Source organism: Streptomyces sp. NPDC015242 (genome assembly GCF_043079125.1).
Lineage (GTDB): Bacteria > Actinomycetota > Actinomycetes > Streptomycetales > Streptomycetaceae > Streptomyces.
Genome location: NZ_JBIBUF010000005.1, coordinates 237,463 through 251,935 on the forward strand (window position 1 = coordinate 237,463; position 14,473 = coordinate 251,935).

Sequence of the window (14,473 nt, forward strand, 5' to 3'; positions counted from 1 at the left end):
CCAGGTCTCCCCCGGGTCAGCGCTGGTACCGGGCGAGGACCAGGTTGCCGTCCTCCTCCAGCCGTTCGCGCAGCGCGCCGAGGCCGATGGCGCCGCTGTAGTACTCCTGCAGGGCCGGTGTCGCCACCTTGTCCTTCCACTCGGGGTAGCCCCGGACCTGCTGCGCCGGGGCGGGACGCAGGTGGGCGGCGAGGGCCGTGCCGGTGGCCCAGCCGTGCCGCGCGGTGTGCAGGGCGGGGTCCCTCAGCGCACGGGTGCCGGTGGGCAGCATCCAGTCGCCGAGGGCGAGGCGGACCATGTTCCGCGGGCGCAGCAGGAAGCCGAGGAAGGCCGCGGCCTCCTTCTTGTGCGGGCAGTCCTCGGCGATGGAGAGGGTCTGCGGGCTGACCCCCTGCGTGAGTCCGCCGGCGCCGGCCGGGGCGGGCAGCACCCGCCAGTCGAAGCCGTCCGGGGCCTGCTGGGCGATCTGCTGCCGGTAGGAGAACCCCAGCGGGACCATCGCGTAGCGGCCGCCGAAGAAGCCGGGCAGGGTGTCGGAGCCGCCGCTGCCGAGGGTCGTGGGCGAGGCGCTGCGGTCGGTGTTGATCTGCTCGTGGACGGTGCGCGGCACGACCCGGTCGGCCGCTTCGAACCGGATCGTCACCTTGCCGTCCGCCCCGCGGTGGAAGAGCTGCCCGCCCGCCGAGAGGGAGAGGTTGAGCGTGGCGGAGACGGGGTCCTTCAGCGGCCAGGCGACGCCGTACTTCCCGGGCCCGCTGAGCCGGTCGGTGATCCGGCGGAACTCGTCCCAGCTCCACGGCTTCCCGGGCGTCGGGATCCGCACGCCGGACTCCCTCAGCCAGGCCGCGTTGGCGATCAGCACGCGTGGTTCCTGGAGGAACGGCACGCCGTAGACGCCGTCGCCGAAGGTCGTGGTCTCCCAACTGCGGTGCGGGATGTCCGACATCAGCTCGGCCGGCAGCAGTCCCGTGAGGTCGGCCAGACGGCCGCCGTAGGCGAAGTCGGCGAGGTCGTCGGAGGCGTCGTGGACGATGTCGGGCGCCTCGCCGCCCTCGAAGGCGGTCAGGAGCTGGTCGTGGACGCTGTCCCAGGAGCCCTGCACGTACTCGACGCGGACGTCCGGATGGGCGGCGTTCCACTCCGCCACCAGCTCCCTGGTGACCTCGACGGACTCCGCCTGCCAGGCCAGGGACTGGAAGCGCAGGGTGATCCGGCCGTCGTCGCGGGTGCCGCCGGAGGAGCACCCGGCGAGAAGCAGCAGCAGGACGAGGACCAGCGGGCGGGCACGCATCAGCTCTTCACCGCCCCGGTGAGCATGCCGCCCGTCAGGCGGCGCTGGATCAGCGCGAAGACGGCCAGGGAGGGCAGGGTCGCGAGGAAGGCGGCCGCCGCGAGCGGGCCGAGGTCGGCGACGCCCTCGGCGCCGATGAAGTGCGTGAGCACCACCGGCAGGGTCTGCTTCTCCGGTGTCTTCAGCAGCACGAGCGCGAAGAAGAACTCGTTCCACGCGGTGACGAACGCGAACAGGCCGGTCGCCACGATGCCCGGCGCGAGCAGTGGCGCGGTCACCGACACCAGCGTCCGCAGCCGGCCCGCCCCGTCGACCGCCGCGGCCTCCTCCAGCTCGCGCGGCACGGCCCGCACGTATCCGGCGAGCATCCACAGCGCGAACGGCAGCGCCCAGACCACGTACACCAGCACCAGCCCCGGCACGAAGTCGATCATTCTCAGGTTCTTCAGCAGGAGGAACAGCGGGATGATCAGCAGCACGAACGGGAACGCCTGGCTGACCACCACCCAGCCCGTCACGGCCTTGGCGAGCCGGGTGCGGCGCCGCGCGACGACGTAGGCCGCCGGTGTGGCGATCAGGACGGCGACGACCGCCGCGCCGAGCGCGGCGAGCAGGGAGTTGAGGGCGGCGTGCAGCAGCGGCTGCTCGTCGAAGGCCTGCCGGAAGTTGGCGAGGGTGGGGTCCTCGGGGAGCCAGGTGGGGTGCAGGCTGCTCAGCTCGCGCGGCGGTTTGAACGCGGTGGAGAGCAGCCACAGCAGCGGGAAGGCCAGGAAGACCAGGTACGCGAGCAGCGCGGTGTACTGGCCGACGCGGGCGGGGGTGGCGGTCCTCACGTGTCGTCACCTTTCCGGAGGCGGCCGGCGAGGAACACGGCCAGGGCGAGGGAGATCGCGGCGACCATGACGCAGCCCATGGCCGCCGCGTAGCCGAACTGGCCGTAGCGGAAAGCCTCTTCGTAGGCGAAGAGCATGGGCAGCCGGGTCCGGCCGCCGGGGCCGCCGCTGGTGAGCACGTAGACCAGGGCGAAGGCGTTGAAGTTCCAGATGAGGTTGAGCGCCGTGATGGCGAGGGCGACGGGCCTCAGGGCGGGCCAGGTGACCGTGCGGAAGCGGCGCCAGGGGCCCGCTCCGTCCACGGCCGCCGCCTCGTGGAGTTCGCGCGGGGTGTTCTGCAGCCCGGCGAGCAGCGCCACCGTCGTCTGGGGCATGCCCGCCCAGACGCCGACGACGATCACGGCGGGCAGTGCGGTGGTGAGCCCGCTCAGCCAGTCCCGGCCGCCGCCGAGGCCCACGTCGCGCAGGGTCTCGTTCAGGATGCCCGCGTCGGGGTGGTAGACGAGCCGCCACATGATGCCCACGACGACCTCGGGCATCGCCCAGGGCACGATGGCCAGGGCGCGGGCGGCCCACCGCAGCCGGAGGTCCTGGTTCAGCAGCAGGGCGAGGCCGAGGGCGAGCAGGAACTGCGGCACGGTCACCCCGACCGCCCACACCAGCCCGATGCGGAACGACTCCCAGAACAGCGTGTCGTGCAGCAGGTCCCGGAAGTTGAGGGCGCCGATCCACTGCGTGGGCTCGGTGCGGCCCGACTGGGCGTCGGTGAAGGCGAGCAGGATTCCGTAGAGCAGCGGTCCGACGCTGAGGACGAGGACGGGGATGAGGGCGGGCAGTACCAGGAACCAGGCCCCGTGGCCGGCCGGTCTCCTCGGTGGCGACGTCCCGGTCACCGATGTCACGGAATCATCCCCTTCGCACAGCTGGGTGGCGACGTCATGCTCATGAAGGCGGTCTGCCTCGTCGAGGGGCCGCGCACGCCTGACGATCTGCGCCGATGCGAGACTGACCGCAGGATGGCCGGAACCCGGCGGCAGCGGGACGGACGACGGAGGCGCACGATGGACGAGGCACGGGCACGGGACGTACTGGCGGCGGCGCGGGTGCTGCCCGGCGCGGCCCGCGAGGCACGGCTGCTCGCCCTGGGCGAGAACGCGGTGTTCGCCGCCGGTGACCTGGTCGTCAAGGTCGGCCGCGACGCCGAACTCCTCGACCGGGCACGCCGCGAGCTGGACGTCGCGGTGTGGCTCGCGGAGGCCGGCGTGCCGGCGGTGCGGGCGGCCGAGCCGAAGGCGCTGCTGGTCGAGGGGCATCCGGTGACCGTGTGGCACCGGCTGCCGGACGCCGTACGGCCGGCCGAGCCGGCGGATCTGGCCGGACTGCTGCGGGTGCTGCACGCCACGCCGCCTCCTCCCTTCGCGCTTCCGGGACGTGATCTGCTGGGTGGTGTCGAACGCTGGCTGCGGCTCGCGGGGGACGCCGTCGATCCGGCGGACGCGGCGTATCTGCGTCAGCGGCGGGACGCCTTCGCCGCGCAGGCCGCCGCCCTGACGCCGCATCTGCCGCCCGGAGCGATCCACGGCGACGCGCTGCCGCGCAATGTGCACGTCGGACCGGACGGTCCGGTCCTGGTCGACCTGGAGACGGTCTCCTCGGACCTGCGCGAGCACGATCTGGTGGTGATGGCCCTGTCCCACGACCGGTACGGGCTCCCCGACGCGGCGTACGCCTCGTTCACGCGGGCCTACGGCTGGGACGTGCGGGAGTGGGAGGGCTGCTCGGTGCTGCGCGGAGCGCGGGAGACCGCCAGCTGTGCCTGGGTGGCGCAGCACGCGCCGGGCAACCCGAAGGCGCTGGCCGAGTTCCGGCGTCGGGTGGCGTCCTTGCGGGAGGGGGACGAGACGGTGCGCTGGTATCCGTTCTGAGGGCCGGGTGGCCCGCCCTCAGGCCCGGTCGCCGGCCGGCTCGCGCAGCGGCCATGCCCCGTCGACGAGGGCCGTGCTGTCCCCCTTGCCGCGCAGGAAGCTCTGGAAGTCCGCCGCCCACTGCGCGTACCACTCGATCTGGCGGTGGTGCAGCTCCGCCGGGCCGAGCATGGCGATCTTGGGGTGGCGCTCGGCTATCGCGCCGGCCAGACGGGCCGCCGCCAGGGCGTCGGCCAGGGCGTCGTGGGCGGAGTCCAGGACGACGCCGTACTCGGCGCAGACCGCTTCCAGGTTGCGTTTGCCGCGGCGGTAGCGGTCGACCCAGCGGTCGATGGTGTACGGGTCGACGACCGGGGCCGGGTCCGCGCCGCCCAGGCGGTCGCGCAGCGACGGCAGGCCGTGGCGGCGCAGTTCGGCGGAGAGCAGGGTGAGGTCGAAGGCGGCGTTGTAGGCGACGACCGGCACGCCCGTCTTCCAGTAGGAGGTCAGGACGTCGGCGAGGGCGTCCGCCACCCGGTCGGCCGGTCTGCCCTCGGCGGCCGCCCGTTCGTTGCTGATGCCGTGCACCGCCACGGCGTCCTCGGGGATCTCCACCCCGGGGTCGGCCAGCCACTCCCGGCGCCCCAGCGGCTCTCCGCCCTTGACCTCGATCACGGCCGCCGTGACGATGCGCGCCTCGCGCGGATCCGTGCCCGTCGTCTCCAGGTCGAAGCCGATCAGCAGCTCCCGGTGCCAGCCCATGGGCGGGCCCCCCTTCTTGTGGTGCGTTCCCCCAGTGGCCTCCACCTTCGCATGCGCCACTGACAATCAGAGGACCGCGTTCCGTTCGGCGGGCGCGGCACCCGCCGGACCTCCCCGCCGTACGGCGCCGTTCACGACACGGGCCGCGAATCCGCCCACATCACTTCGAACTCCTCGCGGTACGTGGGGAAGAGGCCGCTTTCGTCCTGCTCGCCCGACTTGACCACCTTGCCGCTGTTGCGCAGCACGAAGACCGGCGCCTCCATGCCGCGGGTCCGGCGCAGGTAGTTCTGCACGACCGCGATGCCGTCCGCGCCGTCGCCGTCGACGAGGTAGGCGGTGAAGCGGGGCGTCTCGTCGAAGACCTGGATCTCGAAGGCGCCCGGGTCGCGCAGCCGGGCCCGCACCCGGCGCATGTGCAGGATGTTCATCTCGACGGCGCGGCTGAGCTCGCCGCGTTTGATGCCGAGTTCGCGCTCGCGCCGCTTGACCGCGCTGGAGGCCGGGTTGAGGAACAGCAGCCGCACCCGGCAGCCGGACTCCGCGAGCCGGACCAGGCGGCGGCCGGAGAAGTTCTGCACGAGCAGGTTGAGTCCGATGCCGATGGCGTCCAGGCGGCGGGCGCCGCCGAAGATGTCCTCGGCCGGGAACTGCCGCATCAGCCGCACCCGGTCGGGGTGGACGGCGACCACGTCCGCGTACCGGTCGCCGATCAGGTCCTCGACCGCGTCGACGGGCAGCCGGCGCGCGGAGGGCACGTCACCGCCCGCGCCGAGCATCTCGAGCAGCCGGGCCGAGGCCCGCTCGGCCTGGTTCAGCACGGCCTCCGACAGCGCCCGGTTGCGGGAGACGACGTTACGGGTCACCTCCAGCTCGTCCAGGGCAAGTTCGACGTCCCGCCGGTCGTCGAAGTACGGCTCGAAGCAGGGCCAGTGCTGCACCATCAGCTCGCGCAGCTGGGGCAGGGTGAGGAAGGACAGCACGTTGTCGTCGGCCGGGTCGAGCAGGTAGCCCTTGCGGCGGCTGACCTCGCGTACGGCGACCGCGCGCTGCACCCACTCCTGGCCCGCGGGTCCGGCGGCGGCCACCACCCAGTCGTCGCCGTGCACGGGTTCGTAGACCGGCCGCAGCACGGCGGCCACGACCGCGCGCAGCCGCTGCTCGACGAGGTTCAGCCAGATGTAGGCCCGGCCGGCCCGCTGGGCGCGGGTGCGCACCTCACGCCAGGCTTCGGCGTCCCAGTCCAGTTCCGGACCGATCGAGCCCGACGCGTCCATCGGCCGTGCCAGGGACACGGCACCGGTCGGGACGTCTGCGGAGTTCCCCTCGTGACCCTCGTCACCAGGGGGCAGCTCCAGCCCTCCCGAGCCCACCCGCGCACCGCCTTCCGCTCCCCCGAGCACTCCCCTTGTCAACGATCAAGGAAGGGTACTCCGGGAGCGGTCGGCGGTGCAGCCCGATGGGCAGCATCGTTGTCAACGGCGCGGCCGCCGGTGCCCGTTCCGCCGGCCGGGCCCGGCCGGAGTGAGCGGACCCGGGGCTGTGGCCGGCGGTCTTCCCGCACGGGCTGTACTGCGGGACGTGGAGATCGTGCTTGGCACAGCCGCGTCCCGGGTACCTGGTGGTCGGCCCCGGGACGATCTCGTAGGAGCGCGCGTGTCCGTCCTTGTTCTCGCCGGTCGCGCCGACCACGCGCCACCAGCACCGGTTCCTGATGCCCCCCGCGGGTTCCTTGGTGATCACCGCGCCGGGGCCGGGCTCGGCGAGGGCGGTGCCGCGGAGCTGCGGGCCGCGCTCACCGTCGGCGCCCCCGCTGCCCTGGAACGGCATCCGGCTGGGGCGGCCCTCCCGGTCCGCCGCGCGGGCGGCCCCTCGACGGCGTCCGGCGGCACGCTCGGCGCCGCCCCGCGCCCGCCACCACCTCGCCCAGGTGGCGGTGGACTAGGGTGCGCACGTTCCCCCTGCTCCCCCACAGCCCCGGGAGTGCGCCTTTGCCCCACTGGTTCGGCATAGATCGTCTGCACTGGTCACTCGGTATGAGGGGCATAAGTCACAGGAGGTTCCCCGACTTCCGGGGAGACTCGGGGGCCAAGGCGTCCCCACCGGCGCCGTACACCTGAAAGAGTCGTATCCATGCAGGTCTGGCCTGGCGAGGCGTATCCACTCGGTGCCACGTACGACGGCGCCGGTACCAATTTCGCGGTCTTCACGGAGGCCGCGGACCGAGTAGAGCTGTGTCTGCTGCACGACGACGGCTCGGAGACGGCGATCGAGCTCCGCGAGAGCGACGCGTTCGTGCGGCACGCGTACCTGCCGGGCATCATGCCCGGGCAGCGGTACGGGTTCCGGGTGCACGGTCCGTACGCACCGGAGCACGGGCTGCGGTGCAATTCCGCGAAGCTGCTGCTCGATCCGTACGCGCGTGCGATCAGCGGTTCGATCCGCTGGGGTGAGGAGGTCTACGGCTACCACTTCGACGATCCCGACCGGCGCAACGATCTCGACTCGGCGCCGCACATGATGACCTCGGTCGTCGTCAATCCCTACTTCGACTGGGGCGACGACCGGCGTCCGCGCACCGAGTACCACCACACGGTGCTCTACGAGGCCCACGTCAAGGGCCTCACCATGCGCCACCCGGGGCTCCCCGAGGAGCTGCGCGGCACCTACGCGGCCCTCGCGCACCCGGCGATCATCGAGCACCTCACCGAGCTCGGCGTCACCGCGCTGGAGCTCATGCCCGTACACCAGTTCGTGAACGACCACCGCCTGGTCGACATGGGCCTCAACAACTACTGGGGCTACAACACCATCGGCTTCTTCGCCCCGCACAACGCCTACGCGTCCTGGGGCGACCGGGGCCAGCAGGTGCTGGAGTTCAAGTCGGCCGTGAAGGCGCTGCACGAGGCCGGGATCGAGGTGATCCTCGACGTGGTCTACAACCACACCGCCGAGGGCAACCACCTGGGCCCGACCCTGTCCTTCAAGGGCCTGGACAACCCGCGCTACTACCGGCTGACGGACGACCCCCGCTACTACATGGACACGACAGGGACGGGAAACTCCCTGCTCATGCGGTCCCCGCACGTGCTCCAGCTGATCATGGACTCGCTGCGGTACTGGGTCACGGACATGCACGTCGACGGGTTCCGCTTCGACCTGGCCGCGACGCTGGCCCGGCAGTTCCACGAGGTGGACCGGCTGTCGTCGTTCTTCGACCTGGTGCAGCAGGACCCGGTGGTCTCCCAGGTGAAGCTGATCGCCGAGCCGTGGGACGTGGGCGAGGGCGGCTACCAGGTGGGGAACTTCCCGCCGCTGTGGACGGAGTGGAACGGCAAGTACCGGGACACCGTGCGCGACCTGTGGCGGGGCGAGCAGCGCACCCTCGCGGAGTTCGCCTCCCGGCTGACCGGCTCCTCCGACCTGTACCAGGACGACGGGCGCCGCCCGCTGGCCTCGATCAACTTCGTGACCTGCCACGACGGCTTCACCTTGCACGACCTGGTGGCCTACAACGACAAGCACAACGAGGCCAACGGCGAGGACAACCGCGACGGCGAGAGTCACAACCGGTCCTGGAACTGCGGCGCCGAGGGCGAGACCGACGACCCGGACGTGCTGCGGCTGCGGGCCCGGCAGATGCGCAACTTCATCGCCACGCTGATGCTGTCCCAGGGCGTGCCCATGATCAGCCACGGCGACGAGTTCGCCCGCACCCAGCGCGGCAACAACAACGCCTACTGCCAGGACAACGAGCTGGCCTGGGTGGAGTGGCCCGAGGAGACGGAGGACGGCGGCGAGGGGGGCCTGAGCAGGGAGCTGCTGGGCTTCACGCGCGCGATGGTGTGGCTGCGCCGCAACCACCCGGTCTTCCGCCGCCGGCGCTTCTTCCACGGGCGGCCCGTGGAGGGCACGCACGACGACCTGTCCGACATCGCGTGGTTCACCCCGGACGGCCGGGAGATGACCCAGCGGGACTGGGACTCGGCGCAGGCCTCGGCGCTGACCGTGTTCCTCAACGGCAACGCGATCTCGGAGCCGGGAGCACGCGGGGAGCGCATCACGGACGACTCGTTCCTGCTGATGTTCAACGCCTCCCCCAAGCCGCTGGAGTTCGTCGTCCCGGTCAACCACGGGCGGCAGTGGGAGGTCGTGGTCGACACGGCGCTGCCGGAGGGCGTGCCGTCGGACACCGGTCAGAAGGTGCAGGCCGGGGACCGGCTGACCCTCACCGACCGGAGCATGACCGTGCTCCAGCGGCCCGTGTAGCCGCCCCGCGCCCCACGGGGCCGTCCCGCCACGCGTCGCCCGGACAGAGCCACTCGTCCGGGCGACGCGCCGCGCACCCGGAGGGACCCGGGGGCACGAACCGCCGCGGGGCGGGTACGTACGTCTCCATGACACCTGAGCGTCCTGACCCGGTGGTGCCCACGGCCACGTACCGGCTGCAGCTGCAGCCCCAGTTCCCGTTCGGAGCCGCCGCGGCCGTCGTGCCGTACCTGGCCTCGCTCGGCGTCTCGCACCTGCACCTGTCCCCCGTCCTGGAGGCGGTGCCCGGCTCGACGCACGGCTACGACGTCGTCGACCACGCGCGCGTGCGTGAGGAGCTGGGCGGCGAGGACGGGCTGCGGGCGCTGGCGCGCACGGCGGCCGGGCACGGACTCGGCCTGGTGGTGGACATCGTCCCGAACCACATGGCCATGTCACCGCGGCACAACCGGGCCCTGTGGGAGGTGCTGCGCGAGGGCCCGAAGTCGCCGTACGCGCGCTGGTTCGACATCGACTGGGAGGCCCAGGACGGCCAGGTGCTGCTGCCCGTGCTCGGCGGGCCCCTGGGCGAGGTGCTCGACGAACTGCGCGTCGACGGGGACGTCCTGCGCTACTACGACCACGTGTTCCCGCTGCGCGAGGGCACCGAGGACCTGCCGCTGCCGCACCTGCTGGACGCGCAGTGGTACCGGCCCGTGTGGTGGCGGCTGGCCCGCACCGAACTCAACTACCGGCGCTTCTTCAGCATCTCCGAGCTCATCGGGGTGCGGGTGGAGGACCCCGAGGTCTTCGAGGCCACCCACGGCAAGATCCTCCGGCTGCTGCACGAGGGCGTGATCGACGGCCTGCGCATCGACCACCCCGACGGGCTCGCCGACCCCGACGGCTATCTGCGCCGGCTGCACGAGGCGACCGGCGGGCGCTGGACGGTCGTGGAGAAGATCCTGGCCGACGGCGAGCAGCTGCCGGCGTCCTGGCCCGTCGCGGGCACCACCGGCTACGACGCCCTGCGGCACGTCGACGGGCTCTTCACGGACCCGGCCGGGTTCGGGGAGCTGCTCGGCCGGTACCGGCGCTTCGCGGCCCCGCAGACGGACCGGGGCGGGCAGTGGGACGCGACGGTGCGGCGCGCGGCGTACAAGGTGCTCACGCACGAGCTGGCGACCGAGACGGAGCGCCTGACGCGGGTGGTGACCCGGCTGTGCGCGACCTCGCCGGAGCCGGCCCTGCGCGACCGCGCGCCCTGGGCGCTGCGCACGGCGCTCCAGGAGCTGCTGGTCCGCATGGAGGTCTACCGGCCGTACGAGTCCGTCGACGCCGGGTCCGTGGTGACCGAGGAGGCGGCGGCCGAGGCCCGGCACGCGTTCGCGGTGCCGGAGGAGGCCGGCGCGGTCGACGTCGTCCGCGATCTGGTGCTCGGGCGGTACGGGGACGGGCCCGCCCAGGTGGAGTTCCGGACGCGGTTCGCGCAGACCTCGTCGGCGCTGCGGGCGAAGTCCGTCGAGGACACGGCCTTCTACCGGTACGTGCCGCTGCTGTCCGCGACCGAGGTGGGCGGCGACCCGGGCGCTCCCGCGCTGTCGCCGGAGGAGTTCCACGCGTACTGCGCGCGCGTGCAGCGCGACTGGCCGCTGACCGGGACGGTCGCCTCGACCCACGACACCAAGCGCAGCGCGGACGTGCGGGCCGCGCTGCACGTGCTCACCGAGTGCCCGGAGCGCTGGGCGGACGTGCTGGCCGAGGTGACCCGTTCCGGCGAGGGCGTGCCGGACGCGCAGCTGGCGTGGGCGGCCTGGCAGACGGTGTTCGGGCTGGGCCCGGCGGCGGCCGAGCGGGTGCAGGAGGCGCTGCTCAAGCACGTGCGTGAGGCGGGCCTGTACACCAGCTGGACCGAGCAGGAGCCGCCGTACGAGGAGGCGGTGGCGCGGTTCGTGGCGGCCGGGCCGTGCGGGGCGCCGGGCGAACGGATCGCCGCCTTCCGGGAGTCGCTCGCCCCGCACATCCGGGCCAACGTGCTGGGCACGGCCCTGGTGCAGCTGACGATGCCGGGCGTGCCCGACGTCTACCAGGGCACCGAGGCCGAGTACCTGGCCCTGGTCGACCCCGACAACCGGCGGGCGGTGGCCTTCCCGCCCGCGGACTCCGGCGGCACGTCGGCGGAGAAGGCCGCGGTGACCCGCGCGGCGCTGGGGCTGCGGGCGCGGCGGCCCGGCGCGTTCGGTGACACGGCCACCTACGCGGCGTTGCCGGCCGAGGGACCGGCGGCGGGGCACTGCCTGGCCTTCGCCCGGTCCGGTGAGGTGGTGACGGCCGTGACGCGCCTGTCGCTGCGGCTCGCCGAGGCGGGCGGCTGGCGGGACACCGTGCTGCCGCTGCCGCCCGGGCGCTGGGCGGACGTCCTGCGGCCGGACCGTGCGTTCACGGGACACGCGCCCGTGGCGGAGCTGTTCGCGGAACGTCCGGTGGCGCTCCTGGAGAAGGTGGACGACTGATTCCGGGCACTTGGGGGGCCGTCCCCGGGGCGGCCCCCGCGCGCCTGGTCGTGACCGGCAGCACGCGGGCGGGGCCCGGGCCCGGCGGGTCCGTGCTTCCGGGCGCCCCCGGGAGCCTCCCCGGTCGCGCCCTTGACACCGCCTGACGGCCGTGGGGTACTGCGAGGGCGAACTCGGGCGGATGTGACGGGGGTGAGTGTCCTGCCGGAGCTGCGCTACCCGACGGTGACCGAACAGGCCGATGCCGCCCGGGCGTTGACCGCCCAGCGCCCCGGCGTGTGCACCCTGCGGCAGGTGGGTGCCTCGCGGGCCGGGCGGCCCCTGCACCTGCTGTCCGTGGGCCGGGCCCGCCGCGCCGTCCTGGTGGTCGCGGGCGCCCACGCCAACGAGCCGACCGGCTCCTGCACCCTGCTCGCGCTCGCCCGGCGGGTGCTGGACCAGCGGGAGTTGCGCGACGGCATCTCCTGGCACTTCCTGCTGTGCGCCGACCCCGACGGGGCGAGTCTGCACGTGACGCCGGCGCCGCGCAGCCTGTTCGACTACCACCTCGGCTTCTTCCGGCCCGCGGGACCGGAGCAGCCGGAGTGGGCGCCGTCGGTGCTGCCGCCCGACCGGCTGCCGCCCGAGACCCGCGCGCTGACCGGCGTCATCGACGAGCTGCGCCCCTATCTGCAGGTGACCCTGCACGGCACGGACCTGGGCGGCAGCTGGGTGCAGCTGACGAAGGACGTGCCGGGGCTGGCCGAGCCGTTCGCCAAGTCCGCGGCGGAGCTGCACATCCCGGTGGAGACGGGGGCCTCCGACGCAGCGGGCTGGCCCGCCTCGGGGCCGGGCGTGCACGTGATGCCCGCGCCCGGGATCGGGCCGGCGTACCCGAGCCTGCCGGACGACGCGCGGCACAGCACCTGGTTCCACGCCCACCGCTACGGCGGCCTCACCGCCGTGGTCGAGGTGCCGATGTGGGCGAGCGACCTGGTGGACGACCCGGCCCCGCATCCGGCCCCGGCGGCGGCGATCGGGCGGCTCGCGCGGCGCCTGCAGAGCGACGCGCTGGAGGTGACGCGCGTGCTGGAGGACGCGCTGCCCCGGCTCGCGGACCTGGACGGGCCGCTGCTGCGGGCCGCCCGGTGGGGTCTGGAGCTGGTGCCGGGTCTGGCGGCCGACCTGGTGCACACCCCGCCCGCCGACCGGACGATGGCGTACGTCGGCAGCGTGGACGCGTTCGCGCGGCGGGTGCCGCTGCGGGCGGCGGCCATGCTGCGGCGGGTGCTCCGCGGCACCGACGAGCGGGCGGCGAAGCAACTGGAGAACCTCGTGGCGACCTGGAGCGACGCCTTCGCGGCACGGTTCCGTGCCCGCTGGGTGCCCCTGGAGCACCAGGTCGAGCACCAGTCCCGGACGGTGGTCGCGGCGGCCCTGCACGCCCGCGAGGGCACCGGTTAGACCCTTCGGGTCAGGGCGTCGCCGTCCCCGCGGCGTCGGCGCCGCCGCCCGGGACGGCCACCCCCGGCTCCCCCGTGCCGGTGCCCGTGCCCGGGTGCCGTCCGGCCAGTTCGAACGCCGCGAGCACCACCCGCGTCTGGTACTCCGCTTGGCGGGCCACCGGGATCCAGCGCGCCCCGCAGCCGTCGCGGTAGTCGGCGCACCACGCGTCGATGAGCCGGTCCAGTTCCGGCAGCGCCCCGGCGGGATCGCGGCCGGCCGCCCGCACGAGCTGGTGCAGCAGCCCGGCGGTGCGCAGGGCCAGCCGCCGCCCGGAGATGCGCAGGGCGGCCAGGTGGGCGGCGCTGAGGGACGGCAGCGGGTGGGCCGCGCCGCTGCCGGTGCCGGGGTCCCAGGCGTCGGCGAGGCCGGGGCAGACCAGGAGGTAGTCGTCGACCGGGGCGAGCAGGCGCGCCGCGTCGCGTGCGCCGGACAGATGCGGCCTGATCAGGGCCAGCAGGTCGCGCAGCAGGCCCGTGTCGTGGCGCAGGGTGTGGCTGACGGCCCGCAGCACCGCGTCCCGGTTGCCGGGCGGCGCGCCGTCCGACACGGCCGTCACGCCCCACATGGGTGCCTCGACGACCGCGGTGACGGTGCCGTGCCGGTACGGGTGGAACCAGGTGGACTCGACGGCGGCCTCCGTGATGGCGGCGGCCAGATCGCCCCGGCGCGGCGGCGGGATGCGGTAGACGGCGGGTCCGAGGCCGGGCCAGTACAGCGCGTCGTAGGCGCCCAGTTCGCGGGGGATGCCGAGCCGGGCGGCGATGTGGGCGAGGCGCCGGTCGAGACCGGGCAGGTCGTGCGTGAGCTCGACGAAGCCGCCGCCGACGTCGACGCCGTGCAGGGAGCACTGGAGGAAGGGCCGCAGTTCGTCCTGGACGTCGAGGAGGGCGCGGGTCTCCGGCAGGGCGGCGGCGGCCGCGCCGTCGGGCAGCCATTCGGGCTGCTCCAGGAAGCCGGGCCGGAAGAAGTTCCGGAAGTAGCGGCCGAGGCTGTAGGGGCCGGTCAGCCAGCCCTCGTTGCGGCGCAGGCCGTCCGGGTCGAGGCTGAGCAGCAGGTTCCAGGTGGCGTCGGCGCCCTCGGTGAGGCGCGGGTCGGCCAGGGCCCGCTCGGCCAGGCGCAGCACGGTGGCGCCGCCCACGGGTTCGTTGGCGTGGGGTCCGGCGACGACGAGGGCCTGGCGGTCGCCGTGGCCGACGGACAGCAGCCACAGGGGCGTGCCCGCGCGGGAGGTCCCGACGCGGCGCAGCCGGGCGTCACGGGGGTGGCGGGCGACGAGCGCGGCGGCCCGGGTGCCCAGTTCGTCGACGGTCGGGTAGCGCGGGAGGGGCGGCAGGGCACACCTCCGATGCGGCGCCGTCGGTTCACCAGGAGTGCATGGCGTACGCACAGTCAGTCACGACTTCGGGGGTACGTCAACACCGCGGCGCACAATGGGGT

General features: G+C 73.8%; 9 protein-coding genes and 1 pseudogene. 4 read left to right on the forward strand and 6 right to left on the reverse strand.

Annotation, left to right across the window (positions count from 1 at the left end):
• Positions 1–16 precede the first annotated feature (16 nt).
• Genes ACF07N_RS18880 through ACF07N_RS18890 form a run of 3 tightly spaced genes read right to left on the reverse strand, consistent with a single transcriptional unit; the run spans position 17 to position 3,026 of the window.
• A complete protein-coding gene (locus ACF07N_RS18880) occupies positions 17–1,291 on the reverse strand; it encodes an ABC transporter substrate-binding protein (protein ID WP_392114152.1) in 1,275 nt (424 codons plus the stop codon).
• Positions 1,291–2,124: a carbohydrate ABC transporter permease gene (locus ACF07N_RS18885; RefSeq protein WP_383331388.1), complete on the reverse strand. Its 834-nt coding sequence runs from the start codon at positions 2,122–2,124 to the stop codon at positions 1,291–1,293. Before ACF07N_RS18885 ends, ACF07N_RS18880 begins: the two co-directional genes overlap by 1 nt.
• Positions 2,121–3,026, reverse strand: coding sequence for a carbohydrate ABC transporter permease (locus ACF07N_RS18890; RefSeq protein WP_392114155.1), 906 nt, complete (start codon positions 3,024–3,026; stop codon positions 2,121–2,123). Before ACF07N_RS18890 ends, ACF07N_RS18885 begins: the two co-directional genes overlap by 4 nt.
• 159 nt (positions 3,027–3,185) lie before the next feature.
• Between ACF07N_RS18890 and ACF07N_RS18895 the strand changes: the two genes are divergently transcribed.
• Positions 3,186–4,049, forward strand: a complete 864-nt coding sequence (locus tag ACF07N_RS18895) for a phosphotransferase enzyme family protein (RefSeq protein ID WP_392114158.1) — start codon at positions 3,186–3,188, stop codon at positions 4,047–4,049.
• Between the two features lie 18 nt (positions 4,050–4,067).
• Here the strand turns inward: ACF07N_RS18895 and ACF07N_RS18900 are convergent, their stop codons facing one another.
• Both ACF07N_RS18900 and ACF07N_RS18905 read right to left on the reverse strand, forming a co-directional pair.
• On the reverse strand, positions 4,068–4,790 hold the full coding sequence (locus ACF07N_RS18900) for a 3'-5' exonuclease (protein WP_383331397.1): 723 nt from the start codon (positions 4,788–4,790) through the stop codon (positions 4,068–4,070).
• 131 nt (positions 4,791–4,921) lie between these two features.
• Entirely contained in the window at positions 4,922–6,163 is a 1,242-nt protein-coding gene (locus ACF07N_RS18905) for an SAV2148 family HEPN domain-containing protein (protein WP_392114161.1), read from the reverse strand.
• A 760-nt stretch (positions 6,164–6,923) separates the two neighbouring features.
• Between ACF07N_RS18905 and glgX the strand changes: the two genes are divergently transcribed.
• From glgX to ACF07N_RS18920, 3 genes are all read left to right on the forward strand, one after another.
• Positions 6,924–9,059: a glycogen debranching protein GlgX gene (gene glgX, locus ACF07N_RS18910; RefSeq protein ID WP_392114164.1), complete on the forward strand. Its 2,136-nt coding sequence runs from the start codon at positions 6,924–6,926 to the stop codon at positions 9,057–9,059.
• Between the two features lie 128 nt (positions 9,060–9,187).
• Entirely contained in the window at positions 9,188–11,551 is a 2,364-nt protein-coding gene (gene treY, locus ACF07N_RS18915) for a malto-oligosyltrehalose synthase (RefSeq protein WP_392114166.1), read from the forward strand.
• A 192-nt stretch (positions 11,552–11,743) separates the two neighbouring features.
• Positions 11,744–12,994, forward strand: a complete 1,251-nt coding sequence (locus ACF07N_RS18920; RefSeq protein WP_392114169.1) for a M14 family zinc carboxypeptidase — start codon at positions 11,744–11,746, stop codon at positions 12,992–12,994.
• Between the two features lie 13 nt (positions 12,995–13,007).
• On the opposite strand, the pseudogene ACF07N_RS18925 reads toward ACF07N_RS18920, so the two are convergent.
• A pseudogene (locus ACF07N_RS18925) lies at positions 13,008–14,369 on the reverse strand (M14 family zinc carboxypeptidase); the annotation flags it as partial.
• Between the last annotated feature and the right edge of the window lie 104 nt (positions 14,370–14,473).

Coding starts and splice junctions, on each gene's coding strand:
- ACF07N_RS18880 (WP_392114152.1), bottom strand. CDS start 1,291: ATGCGTGCCCGCCCGCTGGTCCTCGTCCTGCTGCTGCTTCTCGCCGGG.
- ACF07N_RS18895 (WP_392114158.1), top strand. CDS start 3,186: ATGGACGAGGCACGGGCACGGGACGTACTGGCGGCGGCGCGGGTGCTG.
- ACF07N_RS18900 (WP_383331397.1), bottom strand. CDS start 4,790: ATGGGCTGGCACCGGGAGCTGCTGATCGGCTTCGACCTGGAGACGACG.
- glgX (WP_392114164.1), top strand. CDS start 6,924: ATGCAGGTCTGGCCTGGCGAGGCGTATCCACTCGGTGCCACGTACGAC.
- treY (WP_392114166.1), top strand. CDS start 9,188: ATGACACCTGAGCGTCCTGACCCGGTGGTGCCCACGGCCACGTACCGG.